This window comes from Kitasatospora sp. NPDC058063, assembly GCF_042885395.1.
GTDB classification, from domain to species: domain Bacteria; phylum Actinomycetota; class Actinomycetes; order Streptomycetales; family Streptomycetaceae; genus Kitasatospora; species Kitasatospora lactacystinica.
Window position 1 is genome coordinate 141833 of record NZ_JBHVSD010000017.1, and the last position, 15733, is coordinate 157565.

General features: G+C 70.5%; 16 protein-coding genes and 3 pseudogenes. 9 read left to right on the forward strand and 10 right to left on the reverse strand.

Going from position 1 to position 15733, the window contains the following annotated elements; translation table 11 throughout:
- The first annotated feature begins 59 nt into the window (after positions 1-59).
- From ACFVUY_RS27395 to ACFVUY_RS27405, 3 genes and pseudogenes are all read left to right on the forward strand, one after another.
- The gene (locus ACFVUY_RS27395) at positions 60-1058 is read left to right on the forward strand and encodes a helix-turn-helix transcriptional regulator (RefSeq protein WP_387734223.1); all 999 of its coding nucleotides are present in this window, start codon (positions 60-62) and stop codon (positions 1056-1058) included.
- Positions 1046-1214, forward strand: a pseudogene (locus tag ACFVUY_RS27400) (ISAzo13 family transposase); the annotation flags it as partial. The gene ACFVUY_RS27395 and the pseudogene ACFVUY_RS27400, both read left to right, overlap by 13 nt.
- 39 nt (positions 1215-1253) lie before the next feature.
- Positions 1254-1610 carry a hypothetical protein gene (locus tag ACFVUY_RS27405; RefSeq protein ID WP_387734332.1) on the forward strand — a complete coding sequence of 119 codons (357 nt, stop codon included), beginning with the start codon at positions 1254-1256 and terminating at the stop codon, positions 1608-1610.
- Positions 1611-1716: 106 nt separating this feature from the next.
- Here the strand turns inward: ACFVUY_RS27405 and ACFVUY_RS27410 are convergent.
- From ACFVUY_RS27410 to ACFVUY_RS27430, 5 genes and pseudogenes are all read right to left on the reverse strand, one after another.
- Positions 1717-1833, reverse strand: a pseudogene (locus tag ACFVUY_RS27410) (winged helix-turn-helix transcriptional regulator); the annotation flags it as partial.
- Positions 1834-1866: 33 nt separating this feature from the next.
- Positions 1867-2850, reverse strand: a complete 984-nt coding sequence (locus ACFVUY_RS27415; RefSeq protein WP_387734226.1) for an MsnO8 family LLM class oxidoreductase — start codon at positions 2848-2850, stop codon at positions 1867-1869.
- Positions 2851-3187: 337 nt separating this feature from the next.
- Positions 3188-4282 (reverse strand): winged helix DNA-binding domain-containing protein, encoded by a 1095-nt coding sequence (locus ACFVUY_RS27420; protein ID WP_387734229.1) that lies wholly within the window; start codon positions 4280-4282, stop codon positions 3188-3190.
- Positions 4283-4287: 5 nt separating this feature from the next.
- Positions 4288-5319: an aldo/keto reductase gene (locus ACFVUY_RS27425; protein ID WP_387734232.1), complete on the reverse strand. Its 1032-nt coding sequence runs from the start codon at positions 5317-5319 to the stop codon at positions 4288-4290.
- Between the two features lie 96 nt (positions 5320-5415).
- A complete protein-coding gene (locus ACFVUY_RS27430; protein ID WP_387734234.1) occupies positions 5416-5706 on the reverse strand; it encodes a VOC family protein in 291 nt (96 codons plus the stop codon).
- 136 nt (positions 5707-5842) lie between these two features.
- Between ACFVUY_RS27430 and ACFVUY_RS27435 the strand changes: the two genes are divergently transcribed.
- Entirely contained in the window at positions 5843-6853 is a 1011-nt protein-coding gene (locus ACFVUY_RS27435; protein WP_387734236.1) for a helix-turn-helix transcriptional regulator, read from the forward strand.
- Between the two features lie 76 nt (positions 6854-6929).
- Here the strand turns inward: ACFVUY_RS27435 and ACFVUY_RS27440 are convergent, their stop codons facing one another.
- Positions 6930-8180, reverse strand: coding sequence for an FAD-dependent monooxygenase (locus tag ACFVUY_RS27440; RefSeq protein ID WP_387734238.1), 1251 nt, complete (start codon positions 8178-8180; stop codon positions 6930-6932).
- Here ACFVUY_RS27440 and ACFVUY_RS27445 point away from each other — a divergent pair.
- Positions 8179-8892 carry a TetR/AcrR family transcriptional regulator C-terminal domain-containing protein gene (locus tag ACFVUY_RS27445; RefSeq protein ID WP_387734240.1) on the forward strand — a complete coding sequence of 238 codons (714 nt, stop codon included), beginning with the start codon at positions 8179-8181 and terminating at the stop codon, positions 8890-8892. The genes ACFVUY_RS27440 and ACFVUY_RS27445 overlap by 2 nt on opposite strands.
- A 1-nt stretch (position 8893) precedes the next feature.
- Here ACFVUY_RS27445 and ACFVUY_RS27450 read toward each other — a convergent pair.
- Positions 8894-9472, reverse strand: a pseudogene (locus ACFVUY_RS27450) (FAD-dependent oxidoreductase); the annotation flags it as partial.
- A 104-nt stretch (positions 9473-9576) separates the two neighbouring features.
- Positions 9577-10533 carry a LysR family transcriptional regulator gene (locus tag ACFVUY_RS27455; protein ID WP_387734242.1) on the reverse strand — a complete coding sequence of 319 codons (957 nt, stop codon included), beginning with the start codon at positions 10531-10533 and terminating at the stop codon, positions 9577-9579.
- A 126-nt stretch (positions 10534-10659) separates the two neighbouring features.
- Between ACFVUY_RS27455 and ACFVUY_RS27460 the strand changes: the two genes are divergently transcribed.
- From ACFVUY_RS27460 to ACFVUY_RS27470, 3 genes are all read left to right on the forward strand, one after another.
- A complete protein-coding gene (locus ACFVUY_RS27460) occupies positions 10660-11868 on the forward strand; it encodes a YbfB/YjiJ family MFS transporter (protein WP_387734244.1) in 1209 nt (402 codons plus the stop codon).
- A 488-nt stretch (positions 11869-12356) separates the two neighbouring features.
- Positions 12357-13205: an oxidoreductase gene (locus ACFVUY_RS27465; protein ID WP_387734247.1), complete on the forward strand. Its 849-nt coding sequence runs from the start codon at positions 12357-12359 to the stop codon at positions 13203-13205.
- Positions 13202-13819 (forward strand): TetR/AcrR family transcriptional regulator, encoded by a 618-nt coding sequence (locus tag ACFVUY_RS27470; RefSeq protein ID WP_387734249.1) that lies wholly within the window; start codon positions 13202-13204, stop codon positions 13817-13819. Before ACFVUY_RS27465 ends, ACFVUY_RS27470 begins: the two co-directional genes overlap by 4 nt.
- A 29-nt stretch (positions 13820-13848) precedes the next feature.
- Here the strand turns inward: ACFVUY_RS27470 and ACFVUY_RS27475 are convergent, their stop codons facing one another.
- The gene (locus tag ACFVUY_RS27475) at positions 13849-14235 is read right to left on the reverse strand and encodes a winged helix-turn-helix transcriptional regulator (RefSeq protein ID WP_387734251.1); all 387 of its coding nucleotides are present in this window, start codon (positions 14233-14235) and stop codon (positions 13849-13851) included.
- 135 nt (positions 14236-14370) lie between these two features.
- Here ACFVUY_RS27475 and ACFVUY_RS27480 point away from each other — a divergent pair, with 135 nt between their 5' ends.
- Positions 14371-14781, forward strand: a complete 411-nt coding sequence (locus ACFVUY_RS27480; RefSeq protein WP_387734254.1) for a RidA family protein — start codon at positions 14371-14373, stop codon at positions 14779-14781.
- Between the two features lie 109 nt (positions 14782-14890).
- Here ACFVUY_RS27480 and ACFVUY_RS27485 read toward each other — a convergent pair whose 3' ends face one another.
- Positions 14891-15619, reverse strand: coding sequence for a TetR/AcrR family transcriptional regulator (locus tag ACFVUY_RS27485; protein WP_387734257.1), 729 nt, complete (start codon positions 15617-15619; stop codon positions 14891-14893).
- Between the last annotated feature and the right edge of the window lie 114 nt (positions 15620-15733).

Below are 15733 nucleotides of genomic sequence, written 5' to 3' on the forward strand. Positions count from 1 at the left end.
ACGACGCTCTCAAAGGTAGGTGCCAGGTTGTGGCACCTACTCCGGGCAGAATCGACTGCATGCCGAAAACCTCTGCCCGCCTGCTGGCTCTGCTGTCACTGCTACAGACACGCCGCGACTGGCCCGGCACGCTGCTGGCCGACCGTCTCGGCATCAGCCTGCGCACCGTGCGCCGTGATGTCGACCGCCTCCGCGGCCTCGGCTACTCGGTCGACGCAGTAAAGGGACCCGACGGCGGCTACCGACTCAGCACCGGCACCGAACTGCCACCGCTGCTGTTCGATAACGAACAAGCCCTCGCGCTCGCCGTCGCCCTGCAGATCACCGCGAGCCGGCCGGACGACACCCTCGCTGAACCTGCCGCGCGGGCGCTGAGCACCATCAGCCACGTCATGCCCGCTCGGCTGCGCCACCGCATCAACGCCTTGCAGGTCACCGCGGTCGAACCTCCTGACACCCGGCCGCCCGCCACGGTCGACAGCAATACGCTATTCACGATCAGCGCCGCCGTCCACGCCCGCGAGATCCTGCGTTTCGACTACACCAGCGACAGCGACCAGATGACCGCAAAGCCGCCGCGCCGCGTCGAGCCACACGGCGTCATCACCTGGGACGGGCGCTGGTACCTCATCGGCTTCGACCTCGACCTGCAGGACTGGCATACCTTCCGCGCCGACCGGATCACCCCGCGTCCCCCCACCGGACCCCGATTCACCCGCCGCGAAGTTCCCGGCGGCGATGTCGCCACATACGCCACCAGCGTTTTCCGCGGCTCCACCGACCACTCCGGGAACTGGCCGTGCCAGGGCACCGTCATTCTCGATCTGGACGCCGACACAGCGGCGCTCTACACCCGCGAGGGCCTCGTCGAGGAACTTGAGAATGGTCGCTGCCGCCTCACCCTCGGATCATGGTCCTGGCCCAGCCTCGCCTCGGCTCTTGCCAAGTACGACGCCGAGATCGAAGTCGTCGGTCCCCCGGAACTCGCCGACGCCTTCACTCAGCTCGGCAACCGATTCCTACGCACTGCAGCAGGGTTCACTGAACACGAGACCTGATCGCCCAACTCTTCGGTCAACGGCGGCACCATCACCAGGGCCGTTCACCAGATCCAGCCCCTCCTCGCTGACCACGGATACACCGTTCGACCCTCGCCAGCCAGGTTCCGCACACCAGCCGAGGCCACCTTGTCCGGCGTCACTGCCGTCCCGACCCTGGACGTGCGCGGTGCGCGGTCTGGCACGATCGACGAGATGCTCAGCATGACGTACGGGCTCCTCGGCATGACCGTGATCATCGGCGTGCTCGGTGTCGTCAACACCCTTGCCACGTCGGTCTTCAAGCGGCGCCGGGAGATCGGCCTGCTTCGCGCGTTCAGCCTCGGCGCCAGGGGTGTCATGCGAAATGGTGTGCCTGGAATCGGTGTTGGTCTCGCTGTTCGGCACCGACTCGGGTATCGCCACCAGAGTCTTCCTGGCCTGGACTTGCGGCAAAGTCTCGCCAGATCTTCGCTCCCGACGTACGAGACGGAGCTGCCCTGGGCTCGGCTCGGCCTCTATCTGCTGCTCGCTCTGGTGGTCGGAGTCCTGGCAGCGGTCTGGCCCCGCTGAGGGAGGCTCGCAGCCTTCGCCTCCACACGGCAATCGTGTCCGCAATCGGTCTGATCCGTAAAGCGTCGAAGTGGCGGCGTGCGACGTTGATGTGGCCGAGGTGGCGGTGGGTCCAGTCGCACAGCCCGTCGATTGTGACCCGCAGGGCTCGACCCGGCTCGGTGAGGGTGTCATCAACCCACAGCGGCACGACTGGGTACACCGTCTGTTCGACCAGGAGCATGCGCAGGGACGGGGTGAGTGGCTCCTCCACTCTCTATTCGACGGCTTTCGCGGCCAGCTCGTAGCAGCGGATCCGTGCGTCGGCGTCGTACACGGAGGCGTAGAGCATCAGTTCGTCCGCGCCGGTCTGCTGCACGATCTCCGTGAACCGGCGTCGTACCGTCTCCACCGAGCCGCGCGCCTGCGCCGCGCCGATCGCCTCCACAGTGCCGCGCACCTCCTCCGGGATCTCGTACACGGCTGCCTCTTCCGGGGAGAGCAGCGCCGCCGAAGACAGCTCGGCCCTCGCGACGTCGGTCGGGCGCGCCAGGCGGGCGGCCTCCTCGTCCGTGTCGGCTATGAGCGTCTCGACCGCGACCATCACGTAGGGCTGGTCCGTCCATCGCGACGATGTGAACAGTTCTCGGTAGCGCTCCGCTGTAGCGACGCTCTGGTCCGGCCGGATGTGGTGCGCCAACGCGATCGGCAGTCCCAGGCGGGCCGCCAGCTCCGCGCTGGCCGGGCTGGACGCCAGCAGCCACGGGCGGGCGCCTCCCGCGTCCGGTTGCCAGCCGGCCAGCAACTGCACTCCGCTTTCGCCGGAAAGGTGGCGCAAGATCGCCGCCACGTCTTCGGCGTACTCCTCGACCGTGGTCGGCTCGCCACCCCGACGCAATGCCCGCACGATCGACTGGTCGAACGTACCCGGCCCGCGGCCGATGCCCATGTCTATGCGGTCCGGATGCAGCGTCGCCAGGGTGCCGAACTGCTCCGCGACCGCCAGCGGCGCGTGGTTGGGCGCCAGGACGCCACCGGAGCCGAGCCGGATACGCCGTGTCAGCGCCGCGAAGTGCGCCATCAGAACCGCCGGTACCACGCTCGCCGACAGTCCGGTTCCGTGGTGTTCGGCGAACCAGACCCGCCGGTAGCCGAGTTCGTCCAACCGGAGCACGGTTCGGCTGGTCGCGTCGAGCGAATCGGCGGCTGTCCGGTTCGACTCCGCGATCACAAGATCCAGCGCGGATAGTGGGATGGTCATGATCGAAATCTCCCTGGGGCGAGCTGCGAAATGAAGGTGCGGGCGAGCCGCTGGACACTGTCTGCAACAGCAATCTTGAAGTCCGGCTGACGGCGAACGAGTCACGCTGGAGGACGACCGTGTTCGCCCTTGCCCAGTCGAGCGCCTCACGGAGGAGGGCTCTCGAACCGGCGAGCACCTGTACAGCCGCTACTTCTGCTGCTGCGACGGCCTCATCGTCAGTGTCGAACTGCGGATTCGTGACTGTCACGGGGGTGTCACGGAAGTCTCGCAACTGGTCAGTGATGAGGATCATGCAGCGTCCAACTGCGTCGCCCTGCGTGCAGGGTGCCGCGGTTCAGGTGGGTTCGGCGATGTGGATCGTGTCGATGCCCTGGTCCAGGAAGGTGGCCAGGTTCTGGCCCTCCGCCTCCAGTTCCCGTTCCTCGGTCCGGGTGAGGCTGCGCAGGGGGCTGATCGTGAGGCGGCGGTCGCCGGTGGTCCAGGTGGCGGCGACGCGGCCGTCGACGAGGACGGCGCGTTGTCCGGCGACGGAGAGGCCGAGGTACGGGTCGTCGATGATGCGGCTGCGGTCCTGGTAGCCGAGGATCGCGTTGTCGAAGGCGGGCAGGAAGCGGACGGGTGCGGGGGTGTCGGGGTGCGGGCGGGGCGCGTCGGGCAGGTCGAGGAGCAGACGGCCGCGTTCGTCGCGGTGGGTGACGAGGTCGCCGCGAAGGGCCTTGACTGCGGCGGGCAGTCCGGTCAGGCCGCTCCACGCGCGGATGTCCGCGGTGCTGGCGGGGCCGTAGGCGGCCAGATAGCGCAGGACGAGCCGCTGCCCGACCGGATCGTCCGGGTCCGCGGGCAGCTCGGCGACGGGCTGGCGCAGCCAGGTCGACAGGGGCAGGTTGTGGACGCCCGCGGTGCTCTTCCACAGTCCCCTGGGGGGCAGTTGGGCCATGGGAACGAGCGCGGCGACGAGAAGTTCGCCCAGCACCCGGCCGGGCGGCGTGGGCCAGCGGTCGCGGAGTGCCCCGACGAGTTCACCCATGGCGCGCGGCTGGTCGTCGGCCATCACGGCCCGGCCCGCTGCGCTCAGTTCGTCCAGGTCGATTCCGTCGAGTTCACTGCGGTAGGTGGACAGGACGCGCTGGCGCAGCATGGCGTCGTGGCGGGCGCGCCAGGTGAGCGCGTCTGTGGCGGTGACGAGGTGGACGGTGCGGCGCATGAGGTGGGTGCGCACGACCCGGCGGCCGCTGACCAGGTCGTCCAGGTCAGCAGGGGTGAATGCCCTGACGCGCGACCACAGGCCGGTGAACGGTTCCTGCGGGGCCTGGGCTTGCAGTCCGGCCAGGTGGGACACGGCGTCGAGGGCGGTGCGGTCCTCGCGTTCGAGGAGGTACTGGCGGGCGAGGGTGGCCCGGTTGAGGTCGCGCTGGGTCAGGACGTTCATGGGTGTCAGGCTGCCGCGCGCTCGGAGCCGGGGCGACGGCGCCGGCCGGTGTCGGTGAGGGAGGGGGGCTGGTAGGCCACGTCGAGCGGGCCGATGTCGGTGCCCGGCGGGACGATGTCGTCGATCCGGTCCAGGACGGCGTCGTCGAGCACGGTTGCGGCGCCTGCCAGCAGGTCTTCGAGCTGGTCGAGGGTGCGGGGGCCGATGATGGCCGAGGTGACGTCGGGGTGGGCGGTGGCGAAGGCCATGGCCAGGTGGGTGAGCGGCAGGCCGGCCTGTTCGGCGAGGGGGATCAGCTGCTCGACGGCGTCGAGCTTGCGGGGGTCGGTCAGGTGCCCGGGGACCCAGTGCATGCGGGCGTTGCCGCTCGGGGCGTCGTTCTTGCGGTAGCGACCGGTGAGCAGGCCCATGGCCAGCGGGCTCCACACGAGTACGCCCATGCCGAAGCGACGGGCGACGGGGAGGATCTCACGCTCGATCGCCCGGTTGAGGATGGAGTAGGTGGGCTGCTCGGTGCGCAGCCGGTGCAGGCCCCGGCGTTCGCTGACCCAGTGGGCCTGCACGATGTCGCTCGCGGGGAGGTTGGAGGAGCCGATGGCGCGGACCTTGCCGGATCGGACCAGATCGGTGAGGGCGGACAGTGTCTCCTCGATGTCGGTGTGGGGGTCGGGGTGGTGGATCTGGTAGAGGTCGATGTAGTCGGTGTTCAGGCGGCGCAGTGAGCCCTCGACCGCCTTCATGATCCAGCGGCGTGAGCTGCCGCGGTGGAGGGGGCTCTCGCCCATGGGGCCGTTGAACTTGGTCGCCAGGACCACGTCCTCGCGGCGGCCCTTGAGGGCGCGGCCGAGGATCTGCTCGGTCTCGCTGTATCCGTAGACGTCGGCCGTGTCGATGAAGTTGATGCCGGCGTCCAGGGCCCTGTGCACGATGCGGGTGCATGCGTCGTGGTCCGGGTTGCCGTTCGGGCCGAACATCATGGTGCCCAGGCAGTAGGTGCTGACTTTGATGCCGGTCCGGCCGAGTTGACGCGCGCGCATGACGGGGTCCGCTTCCGTGGGGCCGACTGCCGTCGGCGGGCTGATGGCGAGGACGAGCGGGGCGGGCAACGCTGCGGTTGCCCGCCCCGGAGTGGGTCAGCCGTTGTAGGGGGCGGTGACGTCCAGGACCCAGGTCACGCCGAAGAACGGGTTGATGCCCTGCTCGTACGGCATCGCCGAGGGCACGTCGTAGGCCATGACGTGGAAGCCGTTGTCGTTGGCGACCTGGCCCCACATCACCCAGTCCGCCTCGTTCTCGTTCTGGACGTTGCCGGCGTCCTTGTAGGTCACCGCGACGGTGTGCCCGCCGAAGACGGACTGGTAGAAGTCCAGCGCCTCGCGGGCCGAGCCCCGGAAGTTCAGGTGCGTGGTGGTGGTGACGGACATGGTCTGCTCCTACCTTGCGATGCGCCGGGTGGGGCGCATGTGGATGACGGGCGAGATGACCCTCTCTGGGATCCGTGAGGGAGCATGGCACCCGTACAGGACAGGTTGTGTCCTGTATTTGCCGCATGATGGAGGCATGCAGAAGACGTCCTCGCGGCTGCTGGCCCTGCTCTCCCTGCTCCAGGTGCGACCGGAGTGGAGCGGCGACGACCTGGCCGAGCGGCTGGAGGTCACCGTGCGCACCGTGCGCCGGGACATCGACCGTCTTCGCGCGCTGGGCTACCCGGTCGCCACGGACAAGGGCCCGGGCGGCGGATACCGTCTGCGTCCCGGATCGCAGATGCCACCGCTGCTCTTCGACGACGAGCAGGTCGTCGCCCTGGCCGTCGCGCTGCAGAGCACCGCCCACCCCGCGATCGCGGAGGACGCAGACCGGGCGCTCGCGACGATCCGCAACCTCCTCCCTCCGCGCCTGCGCCAGCGCGTGGACGCGCTCCACGTCACCACCGTGCGCCCACCCGGCCCCGGCACCCCACCGGCCGCCCCGGCCCCGGATCTGCTCACCACCGTGAGCACCGCGATCCAGCGCCGCGAGGTCCTGCGCCTGGACTACACCCCGTACCAGGAGGCCGCACCACAGCGACGCAGTGTCGAGCCCCATCACCTCGTGGCCTGGCGCACCCACTGGTACCTGCTGGCCTGGGACACCGACCGCGACGACTGGCGCACCTTCCGCACCGACCGCATCACCCCGCGCACGCCGACCGGTCCGCGCTTCACCGCACGTCAGGTGCCCGGCGGGGACGTCTCCACGTTCGTCACCGGCAACTTCCGGGGCTCCGACGGAACCGGGCCCGCCTGGCCCTGCCAGGGCGAGGCCGTCCTGGACCTGCCCGCCTCGGAAGTCGCACCCCACACCCCCGACGGCATCGTGGAACCGCTCGGACCCGCACGATGCCGCGTGATCACAGGCTCCTGGTCCTGGACCGCCCTCGCCGCCGCCCTCGGCCGCTTCGACGCGAACCTCCACGTCATCGGCCCGCCGGCCCTCAACGAAGCCTGCGCCACCCTCGCCCGCCGCTACGCCGCCGCCACGACCACCACGACCGCGGGCAGCGGCGAGAGTCAGGAGTCGACAGGGCGCTGACCACCCTGCGGGCCGGCGCCTTCGTTCCTGCCGTGCTTCTCGCGACGGTTATCGGTCCCCGATTGGCCGGCCGCTTTCAGACGGCGCTGATCGGCACCGGGTCATCGGGGAGCCGCCAGCTGCCGCCGCGGTCCTCCTTCGAGAAGCGCGCGACGAGGTCGGGAACGTGCAGGAAGCAGGCCAGTGCGGTGGCGGTCTGGAAGGCGTCGATCGCACGCTGTGTGACCGGCATGCACAGGCGCAGGAGACGCGGATTGACGCCACCCTGGATCTCGTCGACGAAGGGCCGCAGCACGCGGTCGTAGTTCGCCAGTGCGGTCGGCAGGTCGCCCGGGTTCCGGTTGATCTCGCCGGCCAGGACGTGGGCGCCCACCAGGCCGCCGGAGATGCCCATACCGCTGTACGGGGAGGCGCAGTGGGCGGCGTCGCCGGCGAGGACCACGCGTCCCTTGGACCAGGTGTCGGTTCGGACCTGGACGACCTCCTGGGAGTAGAAGAAGGGGCTGGTCCGCATGCCGTCGATGAAGCGCTCGGTCTGCCATCCCGCGTCGCGGAACCTGCTCGCCCAGAACTCCCGCTGGCGCGCGACGGGTTCCCGGTGGATCGCCGTTGCCTCCTCGGACTCCTCCCGCATCACGAAGTACACCTGGGTCTCGGTCGGGTTGTGGCTGCGGCGCATGATCTGACGGCCGCCCGGGACCATGCAGGTGTCCCGGATGTTGCTGTCGGACGCGATGCGCGGGACGAACCAGTAGGCCATGTGGATACCGAGCCGCCGGTACGGGTCGGAGCCCGCCGGGAGGAGCGCCCGGCGGATGCGCGATCCCTGCCCGTCCGCGCCGACCAGGAGGTCGAACTCGCCGGTGGACCCGTCGGAGAAGTGCGCGACGACCTTCTGTTCGTCCTGCTCGAAGCCGTCCACGCTCAGGCCGAAGACGTACTCGGTGCCGTCCTTCGACGCGTCGTGCAGGATGCGTACCAGGTCACCACGCATGATCTCGTACTCGGACGTGAGGCTCTGCCGGCCGCGGCCGGAGGTGTTGGCCATGATCGTCGCCCTGGCCCTGCCGCGCGCGTCGACGAAGGCCACACCCGCCTCGTCCACGAGCCTGGCGCGGACGGCGTCCAGGAGCCCCATCCGTTCGACGGCCTCGATGCCCTGCCCCCGCAGGTCGACCTGCGCCCCGGTGGCCCGCAGGGCCGGGAAGCGTTCGACAACGGTCACCTTGTGGCCGCCTCGCGTGAGCCAGAAGGCCAGCGCCTGGCCTGCGATCCCGCCGCCGGCGACAAGGACCCGCAGGGGGCGCGCTCCCGAAGTGTCAGGCATGCTCATCACTCCCAAAAATCTATCGGTGAATGGTTCCTTTTCAGAGTCGGCTATCACTGATAGATTTGTCAATGTGACCAAGGTGAACCGTGAGCTCGTCGTCTCCGAAGCGCTGGACCTGCTCGACGAGGTCGGGCTGGATACGGTCAGTACGCGGCGGTTGGCGAAGCGGCTCGGCGTCGAACAACCCTCGCTCTACTGGTACTTCCGCACCAAGAAGGACCTCCTCGCCGCGATGGCGGAGGCGGCGATGGCACCGCATGCGACCGCTCCGCTTCCGATGCCCGGCGACGACTGGCGCGACTGGTTCCCGGACAACATGCGAAGCTTCCGTCGCACCCTGCTGATGCGCCGGGACGGCGCACGCCTCCACGCAGGCAGCACCCCCGTCAACGACCTCGACCGGATCCGCCACAAGACGGACTTCCTGGTCGCCTCCGGAGTGTCTGAGCAGGACGCGCAGATGGCGATGCTGGCCGCCGGCCGTTTCACGGTCGGCAGCGTCCTGGAGGAACAGGCGGACGCCGACTCCGGCGACGGCTCCGGCGCCCCGGCGGACCTGCCCGTGATCGACCACGAGTTGGCCTTTGAGGCCGGCCTGACCCTCATCCTGGACGGTCTGGTGCACCGCACCGCCATGCGGGCCGCCTCCTTGTCGTCAGACGAGGGTCCGACGACAGGGATCGTCGAAGGCGAGGCGTCAGGCAGGTGACTCAGCCTGGGATGAGTGCATCCCACTGATCCCGGGTCGGGCCGTCGTGGGTCGGCGAGAAGTCCGGGCGGGCGGCCAGCCAGTCAGTGACGGCTCGGTCCACCTCGTCCGTGCTGTAGGCGTCGTCCACCGATTTCAGCAGGTGGCGAACCTGGGCACGGGCCCGCATGACGACGGGATCGTCAAAGGCGCAAGCGGCCAGGGCGGCAGCCCGCCGGTCCGAGGACGGTGAACTCTCGGTGAGGCGTTGCTCGTTGCCGCGGTCGGCCGTCACCTGCGCGTCGAACCACGGGCGGAGGTCCTGGACCGTCTTCTGGTCCAGGTGGGTGGCGAGATGCTGGGCGGCACGCAGGCCGAGGGCCACGCCGGACGGCCGTCTGCGGTTCGGGGCCAGGTCGAGCCAGGCGGCGGTAGCAGGGAAGCGGCGGGCGACGGCCTCGAACACGGCGGGGTCGAGCAGCGCGCTGCGGGTCGGATCAGCCATGGAGAGCACCAGGCTCACCGCGAAGGTGTCGTTGCCGGAGGGAAATACGCCGGCGAGCGCGAACGGCGCGGCACGAGACCTCCGTGCGTGGTATGGAGCCTAGCCACCTCCACCACACCGGCGGTCTTCGCCATGATCAAGCCCGACCACCGTCAACAATGCTCGTGATCAATACACCTAGGCCGTGTGTCGGCAACGGCTCAAAACGGCCTGGTTCCAGTTGTTCCTCCGGACATGGCGGACGCCCCTTCGGCTTCAGCTATGTCTGGCCCGCATCGCTGCAAGTCGCGGCAGCGTCGCAACGGAGCGGAGCCCTTTCCCTCCTCCGGCCGGTAGGCGAGGCGGACCGGGCTGGGCGGAGCGCCGGCCAGCGACATGAACCGCAGTTCGGGATGGTGGATGCGGCGTTCGGCGGTGTCGGGGACGATGCCGATACCTCGTCCCGCGGCCACGGATTCGAGCCACTCATCGAAGTTCGCGGTCTCCACGTACCGGCGCGGGCCGTCACCGTCCGGCCAGCACCACGGGCCGGTGGTGCCATTGGCGGTGTTGACGACCAAAGTCCACTCGTGGGCGTCCGACCAGTGCAGTGCGTCGGGCACCGCCCGCCCGGGATCGCCGCCCTCCTCGCCGCGGGCACGGACGGCGACGCGCCGCTCGTCGTAGAGGTGCACGGTGCGCACTGCGGTGCCGACCGGCCGGCTGCCGCGGATCAGAGCCACGTCGATTCTCTGGTAGCCGAGGGCGTCCAGCGGATCGTCGCAGCGCACCAGCTCGACCCGCCCGCCGGTCTCCCGCTCGAAGCGGGCGATGGCGCGCTGCGCCCATGGATCAGGCAGCAGCCAGCTGAACCCGAGCCGCAGTGTCACCTCCTGGCGGGCGGCGGCCAGCGCCGCGTCGAACGCGGCCAGGGTCCGCTCCACGGGGGCGAGGAACACGGCGCCGGTGTCGGTGAGGGCGACGTGCCGGGACGAGCGCTCCAGTAGTCGCACCCCCAGGGCCGCCTCCAGCTGGGCGACGGTGCGGCTCAGGGCCGGCTGCGTGATGAGGAGCTCCTCGGCCGCCCGGGTGAACGAGCGTCGCCGGGCCACCGCGGCGAAAGCCCGCAGGTGCCGCAGCTCGATACCGGACGCGCTCCCTGCGCCGGGCGCGGTCATCGCCGCCTCGCACTATGCCTGGGTGACATGGATGCAGCGTAACCGGCATTTCCGTCCGCTGTTCCCGCGGCCTAGCGTCGATCGCGTAGCCCTCTTGCGGGCGAAGACCGCGAAAGAGAAGTGATCATGAAACAGGTGTTTGCGCAGTCCGCCCACCTCCGCAACGGCCCACAGGACGCTTCCCCGTGGCCGACCGTGCTGAGCGGCGCGGCCGCCCTGGCCGCCGCGATGGGCGTGGGCCGGTTCGCGTACACGCCGATCATGCCGCTGATGCATGCGCAGGCCGGGATGTCGGACGGCCTGGGGGCCGCACTGGCCACCGCCAACTACGCCGGCTACCTGGCCGGCGCCCTGCTCGGCATCGCCGCCCCCACGCTGCTGCGCTCGACGGCCGCCCTGCGTACCGGACTCCTTGCGCTGGCGGCGTCCCTCGCGCTGATGCCGCTGACCCACGAAGGCGGCGTCTGGTGGGCGCTGCGGCTGGTCGCAGGCGCGGCCAGCGCCCTCGTCTTCATGATCGCGACCAGCGCCATGCTGGCCGGACTCGCCGCGCATGCCGAGCACATGGCCGGCTGGGCCTTCGGCGGGGTCGGCGCGGGCATCGCCCTGTCCGGACTGACCGTGGTGGCGGTGCAGCAGGCCGGCTCCTGGCAGGCAGCCTGGCTCGCCTGCGCCGCACTCACCGTGCTGCTGACCATCGCCGCCTGGCACCTGGTGCCGCAGCAGAAGGAGATCGCCGTCTCCGCCGCCACGGCCACGGCCGAACGGCCGCGTACCCGACGCTGGTTCACCACCCTGCTGGCCAGCTACCTCTTGGAGGGCATCGGCTACATCATCGCCGGGACCTTCCTGGTCGCCGCTCTCCAGCAGGGTGCCCCCGGCTGGATCGGCAGCGGCGCCTGGATCGTGGTCGGCCTGGCCGCGCTGCCCTCGTGCGCCCTGTGGATGCGCCTGGCCCGGCGCATGTCCCGCCCCGCCCTGCTGACGATCTCCCTGTCTCTGCAGGCCATCGGCATCGCCCTGCCCGCCCTGGCCAGCGGCAGCGCTGCCGCGCTTGCCGCCGCCGTTCTGTTCGGCGCCACCTTCATGGGCGTGAGCACCATGTCCCTAGCGATCGGTACCCATCTGCGGATCCCGCACGCCATCGCCCTGCTCACCACCGGCTACAGCCTCGGCCAGATCCTCGGCCCCCTGCTGGCCGCACCGCTCCTACACAACGGCTACCACGACGCGCTCCTGCTGGGCGCCGCCCTGGTGCTCGCCGCCGCCCTGGCCGCGGCCGCCTGCTGCATCCGCTTCCCCCACCACCTCCCCCACCACACCGACGCCACCTGAACCTGACGCGTCACGTCATGCCCGGTGGCCTGCCCCTCCTCGGCACCGGCCTGCCCCTGTGGGCCGCCCCGATGGCCGACGGCTCCCCTGACCTCGTCACGGCCGCGGCCCGCGCCGGAGGACTTCACCCGGCACGTCACCCTTGATGCCGACGATTTCGAGCACCCTGCCGACTGCGCCCGCGAGGACTTGGGCGCCGCGGTCGCCCCATGCCTCGCACGATCGGGCCCGGGCCGGATCGACGGCGGTGTTGTGCGGCGCCCGGTGGTCTGCCCGGCCAGGTCGCCGGGCGGCACCGGCGCGTCGTAGGCCCAGTGGTTTCCACGGCGATCGGCTCTGCGGCCGCGGAGGGTCCGGGTCGGACGGCGGCGACGAGGCCGGTCCCAGTCTCCCAAAAATCTACGCACCGATAGTAAAAATCGACGTAGTGTAGATTTCTAACCGAGGAGGCGGTCGACCTCTTCGGAACACCCCTTTCTGGAGGAGCGATGGAGCAGCGCAACTGGCTCATCACCGGCGTCAGCACGGGTCTGGGGCGGGCTTTCGCCCGGGCCGCCCTGGACGCCGGGCACACCGTGGTCGGCACCGTTCGCTCGGCGGGCGACCTGCGGGCTTTCGAGGAGTCGGAGCCTGGGCGCGCCCACGGCCGCATCCTGGACGTGACCGACGACCGCGCGGTGTTCGACACGGTCGCGGAGGTGGAGCGGAACGTCGGCCCGCTGGACGTCATCGTCGCCAACGCCGGCTACGGGTTGGAGGGCACCTTCGAGGAGACCCCGCTGGCCGAGGTACGACGGCAGTTCGAGGTCAACGTGTTCGGGGCGATGGCCACGCTGCAGGCCGCGCTTCCCCACCTGCGCAGGCGCCGCCGCGGCCACCTGATGGCCGTCACCTCGATGGGCGGCCTGATGGCCGTGCCCGGCATGTCTGCCTACTGCGCCAGCAAGTTCGCCCTGGAGGGCGCTCTGGAGGCACTGGGCAAGGAGGTCGCCCAGTTCGGGATCCACGTCACGGCGATCGAGCCCGGCTCCTTCCGCACCGACTGGGCCGGACGGTCCATGACCCGCGCCGAACGGAGCGTCGAGGACTACGACGACCTGTTCGCACCCATCCGCAAGGCCCGGCAGCGGGCCAGCGGGAACCAGCTGGGCGACCCGGTCAGGGCCGCCGAGGCCGTCGTGCACATCACGACCGTCGAGCAGCCGCCGGCCCACCTCCTGCTCGGCTCGGACGCGCTGCGGCTGGTCGGCGCCGCACGCCGGGCCGTGGACGCGGACATCCGGAGCTGGGAAGCGCTCTCCCTCACCACCGACTTCCCCAGCGGGGCGCAGCTGTGACGCCCGACCACGCCGCGGCCAGGGGCCGGAGGGCCGGCGAACGCAAGGGCGACGCGCGGGAGCGGGCCATTCTCGACACCTGCGAGGCCCTGCTGGCCGAGAAGGGCTACGAGGCCATGACCGTGGGCGACATCGCCGAGGGTGCCGGCATCACCCGGGGCGCGCTGTACTTCTACTTCGGCTCCAAACAGGAGGTGGTGACGGCTCTGGTGGCCCGGACGGTGGAGCACCTGTGGGAGCGGTCCCGGGCCACCGCGCAGGCAGAGGACCCGCGCCTGGCCGTCGCGGCAGCCATGCGGCGCACGGTGGAACTGTGGGACGAGCACGGCCTGGTGATGCGCACGGCGATCGACCTTTCGCTGACCGTCCCCGCGATCGGGGAGCTGTGGAGCCGCACAGCCGACCTGTTCACGGCGGCCATCACCGCCGTCCTGGAACGCGCCGGCATCCGGGCCGGCGCCGGGGCGCAGGACGCCCCGGCGATGGCGCGCGCCCTGTGCTGGATGATCGAGCGGACCTTCTACCACGCCTCGCAGCAGTCCCCTCGGGAACTGCGGGTGGCATCGGCGACCTGCGAGCACATCTGGCTGACCAGCGCCGGACTGGCCGGCTGACCACGCACCGCAGGGCGGGGTAGGGGTGCTCAACGGAGGCGGAGGCCACCCTCCTCCTGGTCGTCGAAGGCGCGGCGGGCGGACTCGATGGCGGGCAGGTGCGCGTCGGCCCAGGCCAGCAGGACGTCCACCGGGTGGCGCAGGGTCTTGCCGAGCGGGGTGATCCGGTAGGTGACCGCCACCGGGCGGGTGGCGGTCACTTCGCGTTCGATCACGCCGTTGCGTTCCAGCCGGCGCAGGGTCGCCGTCAGGGACTTCTGCGTGACGGCGGGGATCGCCCGGCGCAACTCGTTGAAACGGCACGGGTGTTCGCACAGCCGGTCGAGTACGGCGAGTGACCACTTGTCCAGTACCTGGTCGAGCAGTTCACGGTGCGGGGCGTCGATGCGCAGCCCGGCGGGGTCGGTGGTATCCACGGCGAAACCTGGTCTCGTTGAAGTTCCTTCAGGCTACTAAGTAGCTTCTGGATACCGGATCGAGGCGTCAAGAGGGACGCCCCGTCGGCGCCTCCCCGCCGCCCGGCCGACCGTCCGTGAACAGGAGAAGCCACCGTGACCGTCCGGCACTTCACTCCCGAGGGCATGATGCAGCCCGCCCCGTACCACCACGTCGCCGTCGGCACCGGCACCCGGCACGTCCACGTCAGCGGGCAGGTCGCCCGCCGGGCCGACGGCACGCCGGTGGCGCCCGGCGACCTGGCCGGGCAGGTCACCCAGGCGCTGCGCAACACCGCTGTCGGCCTGGCCGGCGCCGGGGCCTCGTTCGCCGACGTGCTCCGGCTGACGTTCTACGTGACTCGCTGGGAGCCCGAGCTGATCGGCGAGTTCATGGCCGGGGTGGAGGCCGTCGCCGAGGAGGTCGGGCTGCCGCTGCCGATGCCTCCGGCCTCGCTCATCGGCGTGGAGTCCCTCTTCGAGCCGGATGTTCTGGTGGAGGTCGAGGCGACCGCGTTGCTCGACTGAACACGCGGTCCGCGCACGCACCCGACGGGCCCGGGGCCGCGAAGCTCGCCGACCACCGGGCCCGTCGACGCCGCGCGGCATCGCGGCCCGGCCCGACCGGCCGGGGGAACTATGCGGACAACCGCTGGAGCCATTCCGCCAGGAGCTGTTGCTCGGCGTCACTGAGGGCGCTCTGGCCGGGCAGTGCCGCACGCAGGGCGCGGGCGGCGCCGGCCGGCCCCGCCTCCCGTACGGCGGGCTTCCGGGTGGTGACGGTGGTGATCATCGATTCGCGCAGTGCCATGAGGAGTGCGGGGTCCCGCTCGGGCTCGGGTACGGACAGCCAGGTCAGGACGGCGCCGCTGGCGCTGGCGTGCACGATCTGGGCGGCGAGGCGCTCGTCGACGCGCAGGAGACCTGCGGCGGCGATGCGGCGGATCCGCTCCCCGACATGCTCGAAGCCGATCCTGATCGCCGTGGTGGACCGGGCGGGTTCGCCGTACATCAGGCTGTACAGCGCGGGGTTGGCGGTGCCGAACTCGACCACGGCGTCCCAGCCGTCGCACAGTTCCTTCACCGGATCGTGCGGGGTGGGCTCGATCTGCTGCTTGGCGGCCAGGAATCGGGTGAGGCCGTACTCGGCCACCGCGTCCAGCAGTCCCTCCTTGTCGCCGAACAGCCGGTACAGGGCGGGTGGTTGCAGCCCTGCGGCGTCGGCGACCGCCCGGGTGGTGACCGCGTCGCGGCCGCCGCGCTCCAGCAGGTCGATCGCGGCATCGACGACTCGGCGGCGCGTCTGCTCGCGTGCGGCGGCTCCAGGCTCCGCGGCGAGCCGCGTACGGGTCGGTTCAACAGGCATGGATCAACGGTAACGCCGCCGGGAGCACGGCGTTAATATCGCCGATACCGGAATGGTGTTGACGTCGATAATATCGCTGATATCTTCATTGGCGTTCCACTGGAAACATCAGCT

Coding starts and splice junctions, on each gene's coding strand:
- ACFVUY_RS27460 (WP_387734244.1), top strand. CDS start 10,660: ATGAAACAGGTGTTTGCGCAGTCCGCCCACCTCCGCAACGGCCCACAG.
- ACFVUY_RS27395 (WP_387734223.1), top strand. CDS start 60: ATGCCGAAAACCTCTGCCCGCCTGCTGGCTCTGCTGTCACTGCTACAG.
- ACFVUY_RS27465 (WP_387734247.1), top strand. CDS start 12,357: ATGGAGCAGCGCAACTGGCTCATCACCGGCGTCAGCACGGGTCTGGGG.
- ACFVUY_RS27425 (WP_387734232.1), bottom strand. CDS start 5,319: ATGCGCGCGCGTCAACTCGGCCGGACCGGCATCAAAGTCAGCACCTAC.
- ACFVUY_RS27440 (WP_387734238.1), bottom strand. CDS start 8,180: ATGCCTGACACTTCGGGAGCGCGCCCCCTGCGGGTCCTTGTCGCCGGC.
- ACFVUY_RS27435 (WP_387734236.1), top strand. CDS start 5,843: ATGCAGAAGACGTCCTCGCGGCTGCTGGCCCTGCTCTCCCTGCTCCAG.
- ACFVUY_RS27445 (WP_387734240.1), top strand. CDS start 8,179: ATGCTCATCACTCCCAAAAATCTATCGGTGAATGGTTCCTTTTCAGAG.
- ACFVUY_RS27455 (WP_387734242.1), bottom strand. CDS start 10,533: ATGACCGCGCCCGGCGCAGGGAGCGCGTCCGGTATCGAGCTGCGGCAC.
- ACFVUY_RS27420 (WP_387734229.1), bottom strand. CDS start 4,282: ATGAACGTCCTGACCCAGCGCGACCTCAACCGGGCCACCCTCGCCCGC.
- ACFVUY_RS27430 (WP_387734234.1), bottom strand. CDS start 5,706: ATGTCCGTCACCACCACCACGCACCTGAACTTCCGGGGCTCGGCCCGC.
- ACFVUY_RS27405 (WP_387734332.1), top strand. CDS start 1,254: ATGCTCAGCATGACGTACGGGCTCCTCGGCATGACCGTGATCATCGGC.
- ACFVUY_RS27485 (WP_387734257.1), bottom strand. CDS start 15,619: ATGCCTGTTGAACCGACCCGTACGCGGCTCGCCGCGGAGCCTGGAGCC.
- ACFVUY_RS27415 (WP_387734226.1), bottom strand. CDS start 2,850: ATGACCATCCCACTATCCGCGCTGGATCTTGTGATCGCGGAGTCGAAC.